We start from the raw sequence: 14555 nt of genomic DNA on the forward strand, positions 1-14555 counted from the left end.
GGGCTCGGGGCTCTAGTGAACTCTGTGTCAGGATGGATCGGCCACGCCGCTGTGGGTACAGTGGCAGAAAACACAGAGGCCAAACCGATGTGCCTGATCGTATTTGCCTGGCGGCCGGGGCATGCCCTGCCGCTGATCGTCGCGGCCAACCGCGACGAGTTCTATGCCCGCCCCACTCAACCCTTGGCGGCCTGGGAGGATGCGCCCGGGGTGCATGCCGGGCGTGACCTGGAGGCCGGTGGCACGTGGCTGGGCGTGGGGCCGCAGGGGCGGTTTGCGGCGCTGACCAATATCCGCGACCCGGGCCAGGCACTGGGGCCGCGCTCGCGGGGTGAACTGGTGGCGGCGTACCTGCAGGGTGAGCTTGGGGTCGAGGCTTACCTGGACCAGGTGGCCAGCCGCAGTGGACAGTATTCGGGGTTCAACCTGCTGGTGGGTGATGGGCGGCAGCTGGGTTACCTGCATGCCCGTGACGCCACGCCGTGCCTGCTGGACGCCGGGGTGTACGGGTTGTCCAACGCCGGGCTGGACACGCCGTGGCCGAAGCTGGTGAAGGCACGTAGCGGGTTGGAGGGGTTGCTGGAAACGCCAGAACCGCGCCGGTTGCTGGATTTGCTGGCGGATAACGAGCCGGCGGCTGATGGAGACCTGCCCGAGACGGGTGTGGGGCTAGCGACCGAGAAACTGCTGTCGAGCGTGTTCATCGCCAGCCAGAATTACGGGACCCGGGCGAGTACGGTGCTGATTGTGGATGATCAGGGCAGAAGACAGGTGATTGAGCGCAGTTTCGGGCCCTTTGGCGGGCATCTTGGGGAAGTTGAGTTGCTGGTCTGAATATTTGATGCTGCCTGTGCGGGCCTCTTCGCGGGCTTGCCCGCTCCCACAGGAAGTCCACAGGTCTCAGGCCTTGTGCAATCCCTGTGGGAGCGGGCAAGCCCGCGAAGAGGCCGGAACAGGCAACCTCATATTCAGAGGGTTTTATTGGCCCCAGGCCCGATCATCCGTGCCAACCCAAGGTTTTTAAGGGCCAGCTGCAGCGAGCTGTGGATAACCTGCGGGTTGTCATGGCTCAGGGCCTCGGCCAGCAGGTCCTTGGCCTTGCTCATGTTCACCTGACGCAGCATCCACTTCACCTTCGGCAGGTTGGTGGCGTTCATCGACAGGCTGTCGAAGCCCATGGCCATCAGCAGGATCGCCGCCGCCGGATCACCGGCCATCTCACCGCAGATGCTCACCGGCTTGCCTTCGCCATGGGCATCGCGCACCACCGTGCTCAACGCTTGCAGCACCGCCGGGTGCAGGTAGTCGTAAAGGTCGGCGACCCGCGGGTTGTTGCGGTCCACCGCCAGCAGGTACTGGGTCAGGTCGTTGGAACCGACCGACAGGAAGTCCACCTGCCGCGCCAGCTCCTTGGTCTGGTACACCGCCGCAGGGATTTCCACCATCACGCCCACCGGCGGCATCGGCACGTCGGTGCCTTCGTCCCGCACCTCGCCCCAGGCGCGGTGGATCAGGTGCAGCGCTTCTTCCAGTTCGTGGATGCCAGAAATCATCGGCAGCAGGATGCGCAGGTTGTTCAGGCCCTCGCTGGCCTTGAGCATGGCGCGGGTCTGCACCAGGAAGATTTCCGGGTGGTCGAGGGTGACACGGATGCCGCGCCAACCCAGGAAGGGGTTTTCTTCCTTGATCGGGAAGTACGAAAGCGCCTTGTCACCCCCGATATCGAGGGTACGCATGGTCACCGGCAGCGGGTGGAACGCCGCCAGTTGCTCGCGGTAGATGGCCAGCTGCTCTTTCTCGCTGGGGAAGCGCTGGTTGATCATGAACGGCACTTCGGTGCGGTACAGGCCTACCCCTTCGGCGCCGCGCTGCTGGGCACGGGCCACGTCGGCCAGCAAGCCGGTGTTGACCCACAGCGGCATGCGGTGGCCGTCAGGGGTGACGCACGGCAGTTCGCGCAGGGCATCAAGGCCCTGAGCCAGCTGACGCTCTTCCTCGACCACTTCGCTGTACTGCTTGCGCAACACATCGCTAGGGTTGGTGAACACCTCACCCTTGTAGCCGTCGACGATCAGTTCGATACCGTCGACCTTGGAGTACGGCAGGTCGACCAGGCCCATCACCGTCGGGATGCCCATGGCGCGAGCGAGAATGGCAACGTGGGAGTTGCCCGAACCCAGTACCGAGACCAGGCCCACCAGCTTGCCTTCCGGCACTTCGCCGAGCATGGCCGGGGTCAGTTCTTCACTGACCAGGATGGTGTTGTCGGCATACACCAGCGACTGCGACCGGGCTTCCTGCAGGTAGGCCAGCAGGCGCCGGCCCAGGTCCTTGACGTCGGAGGCGCGCTCGCGCAGGTAGTCATCGTCCATCAACTCGAAGCGGTTGACGTGCTCGCCAACCACCTGGCGCAGGGCGCCCTGCGCCCACTGGCCGGTCTTGATGACTTCGGTCACCTCGCCGCCCAGGGCTGCGTCTTCGAGCATCATCAGGTACACATCGAACAGCGCGCGCTCTTCCGGGCGCAGCTGGGTGGCCAGCTTGGCCGACAGCTTGCGCATGTCATCGCGCACGCCTTCAAGAGCGTTCTGGAACAGCTTGAGTTCAGCGTCGATGTCATCGACGGTTTTGTCCGGCACCACTTCCAGGTCGGCCGGCGGCAACATCACCACCGCGCGCCCCACGGCAGCGCCAGGCGAGCCAGGCACACCGACGAAGCGCGCCTCCTGGATACCCTTGCCCTGGCGGCCCAGGCCACGGATCGAGCCCGTAGCTTCGGCGTGGGCGATTACCCCGGCGAGCTGGGCGCTCATGGTGACCAGGAAGGCTTCTTCGCCCTCGTCGAACTGGCGGCGCTCCTTTTGCTGGATGACCAACACCCCGACCACGCGGCGGTGGTGAATGATCGGCGCACCCAGGAAGGAGGCGAATTTCTCTTCACCGGTTTCGGCAAAGTAGCGGTACCGAGGGTGGTCAGCGGCGTTTTCCAGGTTCAGCGGCTCTTCCCGGGTACCTACCAGGCCAACCAGGCCTTCGTTGGGGGCCATGCTGACCTTGCCGATGGAGCGCTTGTTCAGGCCTTCGGAAGCCATCAGCACGAAGCGGTTGGTTTCCGGGTCGAGCAGGTAGACGGAGCAGACCTGGCTGCCCATGGCCTCCTTGACGCGCAAGACAATGATCCCCAACGCCGACTTGAGATCTTTGGCGGAGTTTACTTCCTGGACGATCTTGCGCAGCGTATTGAGCATGGCTCGGGGTCGAACTCCGTCGTCAGTCGCGCGTCAGCAGACGCGGTGCTAGCTCTTTCAGGGCGCGTCGGTACACCTCGCGCTTGAATGTCACAACCTGGCCCAGCGGATACCAATAGCTCACCCAACGCCAGCCGTCGAATTCCGGCTTGCCGGTCAGGTCCATCCGCACCCGCTGTTCATTGCTGACCAGCCGTAGCAGGAACCACTTCTGCTTCTGGCCGATGCACAGCGGCTGGCTGTGGGTACGTACCAGTCGCTGGGGTAAACGATAACGCAACCAACCGCGGGTGCAGGCAAGAATTTCCACATCATCGCGTTCAAGGCCAACTTCTTCGTTCAGCTCGCGGTACAGGGCATCTTCCGGCGTCTCGTCAGGGTTGATACCCCCCTGGGGAAACTGCCAGGCATCCTGGTTGATCCGGCGAGCCCATAGCACCTGCCCGGCATCATTCGTGAGAATGATCCCGACATTGGGGCGAAAACCATCCGGGTCGATCACGGCAGCAACCTCGCAAACGCATGTCACCGCATTGTTCCACAAAGCTTGCGAGCGCAGCAACGCGCCCGCCAAGCTTATGTGCAGCCGGGTGAAAACTCCGTATTCTGCGGGCCACCCTGTAGCTGATGCGAGTGACTGCAATGCGCCTGGCTTTATTCGACCTGGACAATACCCTCCTCGGTGGCGACAGCGACCATGCCTGGGGTGACTACCTTTGCGAGCGCGGCATTCTCGACCCGGTCGCCTACAAGCAACGCAACGATGGCTTCTACCAGGACTACCTCAACGGCACCCTGGACCTGCAGGCCTACCTGGCCTTTTCCATGGAGATCCTGGCGGCAACGCCTGCGGCCCAGCTCGACGAATGGCACCGCGACTTCATGCGCGACTGCATCGAGCCGATCATCCTGCCCAAGGCCCTGGCCTTGCTGCAGCAGCACCGCGAGGCGGGCGACCAGCTGGTGATCATCACCGCCACCAACCGTTTCGTTACCGCACCGATTGCCCGACGCCTTGGGGTTCGCGTACTGCTGGCAACCGAATGCGAGATGCGCGACGGCCGCTACACCGGGCGCAGTACCGATATACCGTGTTTCCGTGAAGGCAAAGTGACGCGGCTGGAGCGGTGGATGCTGGAGAACGGCTTCGACCTGGAAGACAGCTACTTCTATAGCGACTCGATGAACGATTTGCCGCTGTTGCAGCAGGTGACGCATGCGGTGGCGGTGGACCCGGACCCGAACCTGCGGGCTGAGGCCGAGAAGCGTGGGTGGCCGGTGGTTTCGCTCAGGGATTGAGGTGTTCCTGTGCCGGCCTCTTCGCGGGCATGCCCGCTCCCACAGGGATCACCACAGGCCTTGAGGGCTTCGCTGTACCTGTGGGAGCGGGCGCGCCCGCGAAGAGGCCGGTACAGGCAACCCTGAACTGTCAGACTGGTTTGGCGCCCATCAGCCCGGCAATGGACAGGAAGCAGACCCCGCTGAACACCGCCAGCGCCAGGGTAAACCGCAGCCCCACCACTTCAGCCTTGCGCAGCCGGTTCAGCCGCACCAGCAGCCACCACACGGCAAAGGCGCCGAAGGTATAGATGACGCCGGACGCCAGCACCCAGGTCTGCCCCAGCGGCCAGCCCACCAGGTGCACCAGCCACCAGCCGGTGAACGGCATGCTCACCAGGCACAGGCCCATCACCAGCCAGATGAACACCAGCGGCCGGCGCAACAGCTTGGCGTAGGCCTCGGCATCGCCTTGTCGGCGGGCCCGCACGGTCCAGACCGCCAGGCCCAGGGCTCCCAGAAGCAGCAATACGGTGGCGATGATGTGCAGGGTCTTGAGGGTGGTCAGGTGTTCCATGTCTCGGTTGTCCTTTAGCAGGCCATTTTGCGCTGGCGCCTTCGCGGGCTTGCCCGCTCCCACAGGTAAATCACAGGCCTGGGTGCCTGCGCAGTACCTGTGGGAGCGGGCAAGCCCGCGAAAGGGCCATCAGCCCTAGCTTAGCCGCTCAGCCCAGGAACAGCTTGTAGGCCGGGTTTTCGGTCTCGTCCCAGTAGGGGTAGCCGATCTTGGCCAGCGCCGCCGGCACCAGGTGGCGCTCGTCCTCCGGCACCTGCAAGCCCGCCACCACGCGCCCGTCAGCCGCGCCATGGTTGCGGTAATGGAACATCGAGATGTTCCAGCGCCCGCCCAGCTTGTTGAGGAAGTTGAACAATGCCCCCGGCCGCTCGGGGAATTCGAAGCGCAGCACCATTTCGTCGCTGGCACCGGCCGAATGGCCGCCGACCATGTGGCGAATGTGCAGCTTGGCCAGTTCGTTGTCGGTCAGGTCGGTAACCGGGAAGCCCTGCTCGGTCAGATGCTGCACCAGCGCCGCACGCGGGTCGTTTTCCGGGTGGGTCTGCACGCCAACGAAGATGTGCGCCTCGTCGGAGGTGTGCTTGCGGTAGTTGAATTCGGTGATCTGGCGTTTGCCGATAGCCTCGCAGAACGCCTTGAAGCTGCCTGGGCGCTCGGGGATGGTCACGGCGATGATCGCTTCGCGTTTCTCACCCAGCTCGGCACGCTCGGCCACATGACGCAGGCGGTCGAAGTTGACATTGGCACCAGAGTCGATAGCCACCAGGGTTTGCCCGGTCACGCCGTATAGCTCGACGTACTTCTTGATGCCCGCCACGCCCAAGGCGCCGGCAGGCTCGGTGATCGAGCGGGTATCGTCGTAGATATCCTTGATAGCCGCACAGATCTCGTCGGTGCTGACCGTCACCACTTCATCCACATGGTGGCGGCAGATATCGAAGGTGTGCTGGCCAATCTGCGCCACCGCCACGCCGTCGGCGAACAACCCGACCTGTGGCAGCACCACGCGCTCACCGGCAGCCATGGCCGCCTGCAGGCAGTTGGAATCGTCCGGCTCGACACCGATCACCTTGATTTCCGGGCGCAGGTACTTCACATAGGCGGCAATGCCGGCGATCAGGCCACCACCGCCCACGGGCACAAAGATCGCGTCCAGCTGGCCAGGGTGCTGGCGCAGGATTTCCATGGCCACGGTGCCCTGCCCGGCAATGGTGTGCGGGTCGTCGTAAGGGTGGACGTAGACAAAGCCCTTTTCATCGACCAGTTTCAGCGAGTAGGCCAGCGCCTCGGGGAACGAGTCGCCATGCAGCACTACCTTGCCACCGCGCGAGCGCACGCCTTCGATCTTGATCTCCGGGGTGGTCTTGGGCATCACGATAGTGGCCTTGATGCCCATCTCGCGCGCGGCCAGGGCCAGGCCCTGGGCGTGGTTGCCGGCGGAAGCGGTGACCACGCCACGGGCCAGCTCTTCCGGGGTCAGCTGGGCCAGTTTGTTGTACGCCCCTCGAATCTTGAACGAGAACACCGGCTGCAGGTCTTCACGCTTGAGCAAAATCTGGTTGCCCAGGCGCTTGCTCAGCTGCCCGGCGCTCTGCAGCGGGGTTTCGACGGCAACGTCATAGACGCGCGAGGTGAGGATCTTCTTGACGTACTGTTCGAGCATCGGGAAAGCATCACTGGGCCGCGGGACGAGGGCTGCGAGTCTACCCCAGCGCTACGTCGGGCGACCACAGCAAAGCCGCCCGAGCCGTTATACTAGGCAACTTTGAAAACCGCCCTGCCCCTTTTCGGAGCCCGCATGACCCAGGACCAACTCAAACAGGCCGTCGCCCAGGCCGCTGTCGACTTCATTCTGCCCAAGCTGGATGAAAAGAGCGTCGTCGGCGTCGGTACCGGTTCGACTGCCAACTTCTTCATCGACGCCCTGGCTCAGCACAAGACCGCCTTCGACGGCGCGGTTGCCAGCTCCGAAGCCACCGCCCAGCGTCTGAAGGGCCATGGCATCCCGGTGTACGAGCTGAACAGCGTCAGCGAGCTGGAATTCTACGTGGACGGCGCCGACGAGAGCGACGCGCACCTGAACCTGATCAAGGGCGGCGGCGCGGCCCTGACCCGCGAGAAGATCGTCGCCGCCGTGGCCAAGACCTTCATCTGCATCGCCGACGGCAGCAAACTGGTGCCGGTGCTGGGCGCCTTCCCGCTGCCGGTCGAAGTGATCCCGATGGCGCGCAGCCATGTGGCCCGTCAACTGGTGAAGCTGGGCGGCGACCCGGTGTACCGCGAAGGCGTGGTCACCGACAACGGCAACGTGATCCTCGATGTGCACAACCTGCAGATCACCAACCCGGTGGAGCTGGAAGCGCAGATCAACGCCATCGTTGGCGTGGTGACCAATGGCCTGTTCGCGGCGCGTCCGGCGGATTTGCTGCTGCTGGGTACCGCTGAAGGTGTGAAGAGCCTGAAGGCCGAGTAACCCTCTGCGAGGGCAAAGCAGCCCCAACCGCTCACTCAGCCGGCTGCTTGAACACATAGAACAGGTTCGGCTCGCTGACCAGGTAAATGGTCCCCGCCTCATCCATCGCAATCCCCTCCGCCTGCGGCACCGTTGCCTGCAACCCCTGGAAGCCCTTGCGCAACGACAAGGTACTCAGCGGCCTGCCCTCCACATCCAGCTCCAGCACCAGCCGCGACTCGTCCGACAGCGCCAGCAAATGCCCACTGCGCTCATCGAACTGCAAACTCGACAAGTCCCGCACAAACAGCCGTGAATCGCGCTTGCGGTCCTGCACCACATGCACGGCGTAGGGCTTTTCCGGGTTGTCATGGGGGAAGCCATGCACCTCGTAGATCAGCATCGGGTCACGTTCTTTGGCCACGAACAGGCGCTTGCCTGCCGAATCGTAGGCCAGCCCTTCGAAACCCTTGTTGCCGTTCAGGCCGATGCCCAGGCTGAGCTGCTCGGCGTCACCGGCATCGAGGAACATCGTGTCGTCTTCCAGGCGCACGCGAATCAGCCGCTGCTGACGTTCGTCAGTGATCACGTAGCTGTTGGGCCCCACGTATTCAACGGCTTCCGGATCGCCGAAGCCCGTCAGCGGCACCCGGCGCAGGATGCGGCCGTCCAGCGACAATTCGATCAACTCCGAACGGGCGTTGGTGACGGTGAACAGGGTTTTGCGGTCGGGGTCGTAGGTCAGCGCCGAGATGTCGTCATCCAGCCCTTCGACCGGCTGCGCTTCCACCACCACCCGGTAGCGGTCCAGGCCGATGCTCTGCTCGGCAGGCTGCCACCAGGTCTTCAGGTTGAACCAGCCACGCTCGAACAGGCGAAACTCCTGCCCGGCCAAGCCAAGCAGGAGCAGGCCGAGGGCGGCCAGGACAAGAAGCAGGCGAACAAAACGGCGCATAAGGGCAGACTCGACACAGGGATGGCGAATCTAACCATTAACGGCTGAAGCAAAGCTTAATGCCAGCGTCAGGATAATCTGATGATGCTGTCAGTGCTTCTTGAAGCGGTAGAACAGCGCCGGCTCGCTGACCATGTACAGGTTGCCTTTGTCGTCCATGGCGACCCCTTCGGCGCGCGGGATGGTGTCTTCAAGCCCGTTGAAGCCGCCCAGCAAGGTCATGAAGCTGACTTGCTGGCCCTGCTCGTCCAGCTCCAGCAGCATGTTGGAATCGGCCGAGAGCACCAGCAGGTGGCCGGTACGCGGGTCGACACCCAGTGCAGACAGGTTGCGCAGGTCGAGTTCTTCGCTAGGCAACGGCTGCTTCTGGCCCTTTAGCGGGCTGCGGCCATCGGTGTTCCAGGTATACAGCTTGGGCGGGCGCTCCTCGCCGATGACCAGGCGCTGACGCAGCGGGTCCCAGGCCACCGCCTCGAAGCCCTTGTTACTCTTCACCGACGGGCCCAGGTCGTGGCTCTGGAAGTCGTCATGGTTCAACACCGTGGTCTGCGCATCCACCTTGACCACGGTCAGGTCATGCAGGCGCTCGTCGGTAATGGCCAGGTAGCCATCTTCCAGCACGGCGACCCCTTCCGGATTGTTCCAGCCGTTGAGCGGGATCTTGCGCAGTACATCGCCCTCCAGGCTCAGCTCGACAAGGATCGGGTTCTTGCCCATGACCGCGAACAGGGTGCGGGTATGCGGGTTGAAGGCCAGGTCCGAGGCTTCGTCGTCGTCCATGCCCGGTAGCGGCTTGGCATCGATGTCCACCTGGTAATCCGGCAGCCACACGCTTTCGCTGCGTTCAGCGGTGCTTTCGAAGCTTTCCTTTACCCACAGCGCGCCGCGGTCATCCCAGTGCATGGCCACCGCCACGCCATAGCCGATCACCGCCGCCACGGCCAGGCCGAAGGGCCAGCGCAGGTAAAAGCGACGCTTGGGAGTTGCCGGGGCGCTGGAGGGTGATGGCATGCGGGTTTCCTGGGGGAATGGGCGTAGGTCCGCGCATTATCCGGATGGGGTGTGAAAAATCAGTAAACAGGTCCGGCCCCTTCGCGGGCTTGCCCGCTCCCACAGGGTTCTCCATAGGCCTGAAGCTTGTGAGATTCCTGTGGGAGCGGGCGCGCCCGCGAAGAAGGCGACGCGATTCTAGCGTCAGAGCACCCGGCTTTCGAAGCGGCTGACGCCCGGCAGCTCCAGCACCAGCTCATCACCAACATTGAACGGCCCCACGCCCGCCGGGGTGCCGGTGAGGATCACATCCCCCGCCTGCAGCGAGAACTGCGCCGCCATGTACTGGATCATCGGCACGATGGGGTTCAGCATCATCGCGCTGTTGCCGTCCTGGCGCACTTCGCCGTTGACGGTCAGGCGCAGCGGGATGTCGGTCACGTCCTCGAAGCTGGCAGCGGAGACGAACGGCGGCAGTACGCAAGCACCGTCAAAACACTTGGCCAGCTCCCACGGCAGGCCCTTCTCTTTCAGCTTGGCCTGCACATCACGCAGGGTCAGGTCCAACGCCGGGGCGTAACCGGAAATGGCGTCCAGCACCTCTTCCTCGCTCGGATGGGTCGACAGCGGCTTGCCCAGCAGCACGGCAATTTCAGCCTCGTAGTGCACCGAACCACGCTCGGCCGGGATCTTGAAGCCGCCCTCGGCCGGCACCACGCAGCTGCCCGGCTTGATGAACAGCAGCGGTTCGGTGGGGATCGGGTTGTCCAGCTCCTTGGCATGCTCGGCATAGTTACGGCCAATACACACCACTTTGCCCAGCGGGAAGTGAATGCGCGTGCCGTCTACGTACTGGTGCTGGTAACTCATGGCCGACTCCTCTGGATACTGCTTTTTATTCAGGTGCGAAGATCTTACCCGGATTCATGATGCCGCTAGGGTCGAAGACGGCCTTTATTGCCTTCATGCAGGCGATTTCTTCAGGCGAGCGGCTGTAGCCTAAATAGTCGCGCTTGGTCATGCCCACGCCGTGCTCGGCCGAGATCGAGCCGTTGTAGTGCTTGACGATATCGAACACCCACTTGTTGACCTTGGTGCACGAGGCAAAGAAGTCGTCCTTGCTCATGTGTTCGGGTTTGAGGATGTTCAGGTGCAGGTTGCCGTCGCCGATGTGGCCGTACCACACGACTTCGTAATCCGGGTAGTGCTCTGCGACGATGGTGTCGATATCACGCAGGAACGCGGGCACTTTCGACACTGTGACCGAAATGTCGTTCTTGTAAGGCGTCCAGTGCGAGATGGTTTCCGACAGGTACTCGCGCAGCTTCCACAGGTTTTTAAGCTGGGTGTCGCTCTGGCTCATCACCCCGTCCAGCACCCAGCCCTGCTCGACACAGTGCTCGAAGGTGGCCAACGCTTCGTTGGCGACCTCTTCAGTACTGGCCTCGAACTCCAGCAGTGCATAGAACGGGCAGTCGGTATCGAACGGCGCCGGCACATCACCGCGTGCAAGGATCTTGGCCAGGCCTTTATCGGAAAAGAACTCGAAGGCGGTCAGGTCCAGCTTGCCTTGGAAGGCGTGCAATACCGGCATGATCGAGTCGAAGTCCGGCGTGCCCAGCACCATGGCGGTGAGGTTGCGCGGGGCACGGTCCAGGCGCATGGTGGCCTCGACCACGAAGCCCAGCGTGCCTTCGGCGCCAATGAACAGCTGGCGCAGGTCATAGCCGGTGGCGTTCTTGATCAGGTCCTTGTTCAGTTCCAGCAACTCGCCCTTGCCGGTGACCACTTTCAGCCCGGCCACCCAGTTGCGGGTCATGCCGTAGCGAATCACCTTGATGCCGCCAGCGTTGGTGCCGATGTTGCCGCCAATCTGGCTGGAGCCGCTGGAAGCGAAGTCCACCGGGTAATACAGGCCCTGCTCTTCGGCGTAGGTTTGCAGTTGGCGAGTGATAACCCCCGGCTGGCAGACCACGGTGCGATCGAAAGCATTGAAGCCGAGAATCTGGTTCATGTAGTCGAAGGAAACGACCACCTCGCCATTGGCCGCCACGGCGCCGGCAGAAAGCCCGGTGCGCCCGCCAGACGGCACCAGCGCCACCTTGTGCGCATTGGCCCAGCGCACAATGGCCTGCACCTGTTCTACGGTCTTGGGGAAGACGATGGCACTGGGTGCCGGCGGGTAATGCTTGGTCCAATCCTTGCCATACGCTTCGAGGGAAGCCGCGTCGGTCAGGACCTTGCCAGGGTCGACAAGGGTCATCAGTTCTTCAATAACAGCGGGGTGGGTCATCGCTGGAACTCTCGACTTATTCATAGTCACCCTGAGCACTCTTCACCTGTCGGGATAAGCTCAGATTGTGTCGCGTATGCTAGCATAGCCCTCCCGCTGTTCATGCTAAGGCTGCCCTTCGCGCCTGGCATCACCCTCGCCATTTTTTCTCCGGGATACAGGTTTACGCAGATGAGCAAGACTTCTCTCGACAAGAGCAAGATCCGGTTCCTTCTTCTTGAAGGTGTGCACCAGAACGCGGTCGATACCCTCAAGTCCGCCGGCTACACCAACATCGAATACCTCACTGGTTCGTTGCCGGAAGCCGAGCTGAAGGAAAAGATCGCCGATGCCCACTTCATCGGCATCCGTTCGCGCACCCAGCTCACCGAAGAGATCTTCGACTGCGCCAAGAAACTGGTCGCTGTTGGCTGCTTCTGCATCGGCACCAACCAGGTTGACCTGCAGGCTGCCCGCGAGCGCGGTATCGCCGTGTTCAACGCACCGTACTCCAACACCCGTTCGGTGGCCGAGCTGGTGCTGGCCGAGGCCATCCTGCTGCTGCGCGGCATCCCTGAGAAGAACGCATCCTGCCACCGTGGCGGCTGGATCAAGAGCGCGGCCAACTCGTTCGAAATCCGCGGCAAGAAACTGGGCATCGTCGGCTACGGCTCGATCGGCACCCAGCTGTCGGTACTGGCCGAAAACCTGGGCATGCAGGTGTACTTCTACGACCCACTGACCAAGCTGCCACTGGGCAACGCCGTGCAGGTCACCAGCCTGAACGAGCTGCTGGGCCTGGCCGACATCGTCTCGCTGCACGTGCCTGAGCTGCCGTCCACCCAGTGGATGATCGGCGAGAAGGAAATCCGCGCGATGAAGAAGGGCGCGATCCTGATCAACGCCGCCCGTGGCACCGTGGTCGAGCTGGACCACCTGGCCGCCGCCATCAAGGACAAGCACCTGATCGGCGCCGCCATCGACGTGTTCCCGGTAGAGCCGCGCTCCAACGACGAAGAGTTCGAAAGCCCGCTGCGTGGCCTGGACAACGTGATCCTGACCCCGCACATCGGCGGCTCCACCGCCGAAGCCCAGGCCAACATCGGCCTGGAAGTGGCCGAGAAGCTGGTCAAGTACAGCGACAACGGTACTTCGGTGTCCTCGGTCAACTTCCCGGAAGTGGCCCTGCCGGCCCACCCAGGCAAGCACCGTCTGCTGCACATCCACGAAAACATCCCAGGCGTGCTCAGCGAGATCAACAAGGTCTTCGCCGAGAACGGCATCAACATCTCCGGTCAGTTCCTGCAGACCAACGAGAAAGTCGGTTACGTGGTGATCGACGTCGACGCCGAGTACTCGGACCTGGCGCAAGAGAAACTGCAACAGGTCAAGGGCACCATCCGTTCCCGCGTCCTGTTCTAAGTTTGCTTGCAGCATGAAAAAGGGAGGCCCTGGTGGCCTCCCTTTTTTTTGCCTGTGAAATTGGCGTCGCCTGCCTCGCGGGCTTGCCCGCTCCCACAGGGACCCCACAAGCCTGAAACCTACGGTGATCCTGTGGGAGCGGGCATGCCCGCGAAGGGCCCGGCGCTTATTTCACTTCGACAGTGATCTTCTTCGACTCTACGCTCGGCTTGAACGGCACGTGATACTGGTCACCCAGGATCAGTTGCAGGGTGTGCTTGCCCGGCGTCAGGGTGATGCTGGTTTCGGTCTGCGCCTTGCCGAAGTGCAGCACCTGCGGGCCCGCCGGCAGTGCGGTGCCAGCTTCTGGCATCAGGCTGGTCGGCAGCGGCATGTCGGCCACGGGTTCTTTATCCACATCCACCAGCAGGTGGTGGTGCCCGGTGTGCGGGGTCTGGTCACCCGCTGGCTTGAGCGCCATACCCTCGATGCCGAACTTGACGGTGAAGGTCTTGTCGACCGTTGCGCCATCGGCGGGGGAAACGATGAAGACCTTGGCATCCTTGGGCGGCTCCTGGCTCTTCAGGGCGTCCGCAGCACTGGCGAAAACCGACGCTCCCATCAGCAGACCGGCAACGGCAGCACGCGAAAATAGGCTGTTCATTCACTTCTCCTGTGATTCACTTATTGACCGCAGCCTGTCATCCAGCGGCGGCGGTAGTTCACCTTAGTTGAAATATTCGCCAAGGTGTTCCCATTGTCTGACAGAAATATTTCAGTCAGGGTTAAACAATGCCGAGGCTTCAAGGTCATAGGCTGCGCTCGATCACGGCGAGGAAGAAAGCCGTGACGAAAGTTATTCATCTGCTAAAAGAAAAGGGGCATTCATGCGTTCGACCATAGGGGTACTGCTGGCAGTACTGATCAGTCCATTGGCCCAGGCGGAGCTGATAGACGAAATCGCCGACCGGGGCGAACTGCGCATTGCCGTACAGGCCGACAATTCGCCGTACGCTTTCAAACAAGATGACCACCTGACGGGTTTCGACATCGAATTTGGCCAGGATCTGGCCAGGGAACTGGACTTGCGCGCCGAGTTCGTCGAGGCCCCGGCTGCCGAAGTGTTAAGCGGTGTCGAAAGTGGCAAATATGACGTCGCACTCACGCCATCAAGTGATGCGCCCAAGGGCGACGGCCCGCTCGATGTGAGCCTGCCGTTTGGCGAGAAGAAGCTGGTGATCCCGTTCCAGAAGGACAACCCGGCGTTCGAAAGTGCGGTGAACAATGCGCTGCAGCGCTTGAAAGACAGCGGGCGCACGGCCGAGCTTGAGCAGAAGTGGTTCAAGGGTGTGCAGGAGACTGCGGCCGGGCAGTAAGGTTTT

At 62.7% G+C, this 14555-nt stretch carries 14 protein-coding genes; 5 read left to right on the forward strand and 9 right to left on the reverse strand.

The genetic code is table 11. From position 1 onward, the window contains the following. Window positions 1-87 precede the first annotated feature (87 nt). Window positions 88-834 carry an NRDE family protein gene (locus AK81_RS10465; protein ID WP_043198841.1) on the forward strand — a complete coding sequence of 249 codons (747 nt, stop codon included), beginning with the start codon at window positions 88-90 and terminating at the stop codon, window positions 832-834. Between the two features lie 134 nt (window positions 835-968). On the opposite strand, the gene ptsP is transcribed toward AK81_RS10465, so the two are convergent. Continuing rightward, window positions 969-3248 carry a phosphoenolpyruvate--protein phosphotransferase gene (ptsP, locus tag AK81_RS10470; protein ID WP_043198843.1) on the reverse strand — a complete coding sequence of 760 codons (2280 nt, stop codon included), beginning with the start codon at window positions 3246-3248 and terminating at the stop codon, window positions 969-971. A gap of 22 nt (window positions 3249-3270) precedes the next feature. Beyond that, complete coding sequence (locus AK81_RS10475; protein WP_003249017.1) at window positions 3271-3750, reverse strand: RNA pyrophosphohydrolase; 480 nt, start codon at window positions 3748-3750, stop codon at window positions 3271-3273. 140 nt (window positions 3751-3890) lie between these two features. Between AK81_RS10475 and AK81_RS10480 the strand changes: the two genes are divergently transcribed. Next, complete coding sequence (locus AK81_RS10480) at window positions 3891-4547, forward strand: HAD family hydrolase (RefSeq protein WP_043198845.1); 657 nt, start codon at window positions 3891-3893, stop codon at window positions 4545-4547. A 130-nt stretch (window positions 4548-4677) separates the two neighbouring features. Here the strand turns inward: AK81_RS10480 and AK81_RS10485 are convergent, their stop codons facing one another. Both AK81_RS10485 and ilvA read right to left on the reverse strand, forming a co-directional pair. Further along, on the reverse strand, window positions 4678-5103 hold the full coding sequence (locus AK81_RS10485; RefSeq protein ID WP_043198847.1) for a DUF2269 domain-containing protein: 426 nt from the start codon (window positions 5101-5103) through the stop codon (window positions 4678-4680). 148 nt (window positions 5104-5251) lie between these two features. Next, window positions 5252-6766 carry a threonine ammonia-lyase, biosynthetic gene (ilvA, locus tag AK81_RS10490; RefSeq protein ID WP_016502109.1) on the reverse strand — a complete coding sequence of 505 codons (1515 nt, stop codon included), beginning with the start codon at window positions 6764-6766 and terminating at the stop codon, window positions 5252-5254. A gap of 135 nt (window positions 6767-6901) precedes the next feature. Here ilvA and rpiA point away from each other — a divergent pair, with 135 nt between their 5' ends. Then, window positions 6902-7576 (forward strand): ribose-5-phosphate isomerase RpiA, encoded by a 675-nt coding sequence (gene rpiA, locus AK81_RS10495; protein ID WP_016502110.1) that lies wholly within the window; start codon window positions 6902-6904, stop codon window positions 7574-7576. 31 nt (window positions 7577-7607) lie between these two features. Here the strand turns inward: rpiA and AK81_RS10500 are convergent, their stop codons facing one another. The 4 genes from AK81_RS10500 to AK81_RS10515 all read right to left on the reverse strand — a co-directional run bounded on the left by AK81_RS10500 (window position 7608) and on the right by AK81_RS10515 (window position 11793). Next, entirely contained in the window at window positions 7608-8510 is a 903-nt protein-coding gene (locus AK81_RS10500; RefSeq protein ID WP_043198850.1) for an SdiA-regulated domain-containing protein, read from the reverse strand. Between the two features lie 90 nt (window positions 8511-8600). Continuing rightward, window positions 8601-9521, reverse strand: a complete 921-nt coding sequence (locus tag AK81_RS10505; protein ID WP_043198851.1) for an SdiA-regulated domain-containing protein — start codon at window positions 9519-9521, stop codon at window positions 8601-8603. Between the two features lie 183 nt (window positions 9522-9704). Further along, window positions 9705-10370, reverse strand: a complete 666-nt coding sequence (locus AK81_RS10510; RefSeq protein ID WP_043198853.1) for a fumarylacetoacetate hydrolase family protein — start codon at window positions 10368-10370, stop codon at window positions 9705-9707. 25 nt (window positions 10371-10395) lie between these two features. Next, window positions 10396-11793 (reverse strand): FAD-binding oxidoreductase, encoded by a 1398-nt coding sequence (locus tag AK81_RS10515; protein ID WP_043198855.1) that lies wholly within the window; start codon window positions 11791-11793, stop codon window positions 10396-10398. Between the two features lie 171 nt (window positions 11794-11964). Here AK81_RS10515 and serA point away from each other — a divergent pair, with 171 nt between their 5' ends. Further along, window positions 11965-13194, forward strand: a complete 1230-nt coding sequence (gene serA, locus AK81_RS10520) for a phosphoglycerate dehydrogenase (protein ID WP_043198858.1) — start codon at window positions 11965-11967, stop codon at window positions 13192-13194. A gap of 166 nt (window positions 13195-13360) precedes the next feature. On the opposite strand, the gene AK81_RS10525 is transcribed toward serA, so the two are convergent. Continuing rightward, window positions 13361-13837: a DUF4399 domain-containing protein gene (locus tag AK81_RS10525; RefSeq protein WP_043198859.1), complete on the reverse strand. Its 477-nt coding sequence runs from the start codon at window positions 13835-13837 to the stop codon at window positions 13361-13363. A 223-nt stretch (window positions 13838-14060) separates the two neighbouring features. Here AK81_RS10525 and AK81_RS10530 point away from each other — a divergent pair, with 223 nt between their 5' ends. Continuing rightward, a complete protein-coding gene (locus tag AK81_RS10530) occupies window positions 14061-14549 on the forward strand; it encodes a transporter substrate-binding domain-containing protein (protein ID WP_043198861.1) in 489 nt (162 codons plus the stop codon). The last annotated feature ends 6 nt before the right edge of the window (window positions 14550-14555 follow it).

Source organism: Pseudomonas putida W15Oct28, from assembly GCF_000708715.2.
Classification (GTDB): domain Bacteria; phylum Pseudomonadota; class Gammaproteobacteria; order Pseudomonadales; family Pseudomonadaceae; genus Aquipseudomonas; species Aquipseudomonas putida_R.

Coding starts and splice junctions, on each gene's coding strand:
- serA (WP_043198858.1), top strand. CDS start 11,965: ATGAGCAAGACTTCTCTCGACAAGAGCAAGATCCGGTTCCTTCTTCTT.
- rpiA (WP_016502110.1), top strand. CDS start 6,902: ATGACCCAGGACCAACTCAAACAGGCCGTCGCCCAGGCCGCTGTCGAC.
- AK81_RS10465 (WP_043198841.1), top strand. CDS start 88: ATGTGCCTGATCGTATTTGCCTGGCGGCCGGGGCATGCCCTGCCGCTG.
- ptsP (WP_043198843.1), bottom strand. CDS start 3,248: ATGCTCAATACGCTGCGCAAGATCGTCCAGGAAGTAAACTCCGCCAAA.
- AK81_RS10500 (WP_043198850.1), bottom strand. CDS start 8,510: ATGCGCCGTTTTGTTCGCCTGCTTCTTGTCCTGGCCGCCCTCGGCCTG.
- AK81_RS10480 (WP_043198845.1), top strand. CDS start 3,891: ATGCGCCTGGCTTTATTCGACCTGGACAATACCCTCCTCGGTGGCGAC.
- AK81_RS10530 (WP_043198861.1), top strand. CDS start 14,061: ATGCGTTCGACCATAGGGGTACTGCTGGCAGTACTGATCAGTCCATTG.
- AK81_RS10510 (WP_043198853.1), bottom strand. CDS start 10,370: ATGAGTTACCAGCACCAGTACGTAGACGGCACGCGCATTCACTTCCCG.
- AK81_RS10505 (WP_043198851.1), bottom strand. CDS start 9,521: ATGCCATCACCCTCCAGCGCCCCGGCAACTCCCAAGCGTCGCTTTTAC.
- ilvA (WP_016502109.1), bottom strand. CDS start 6,766: ATGCTCGAACAGTACGTCAAGAAGATCCTCACCTCGCGCGTCTATGAC.
- AK81_RS10485 (WP_043198847.1), bottom strand. CDS start 5,103: ATGGAACACCTGACCACCCTCAAGACCCTGCACATCATCGCCACCGTA.
- AK81_RS10515 (WP_043198855.1), bottom strand. CDS start 11,793: ATGACCCACCCCGCTGTTATTGAAGAACTGATGACCCTTGTCGACCCT.
- AK81_RS10525 (WP_043198859.1), bottom strand. CDS start 13,837: ATGAACAGCCTATTTTCGCGTGCTGCCGTTGCCGGTCTGCTGATGGGA.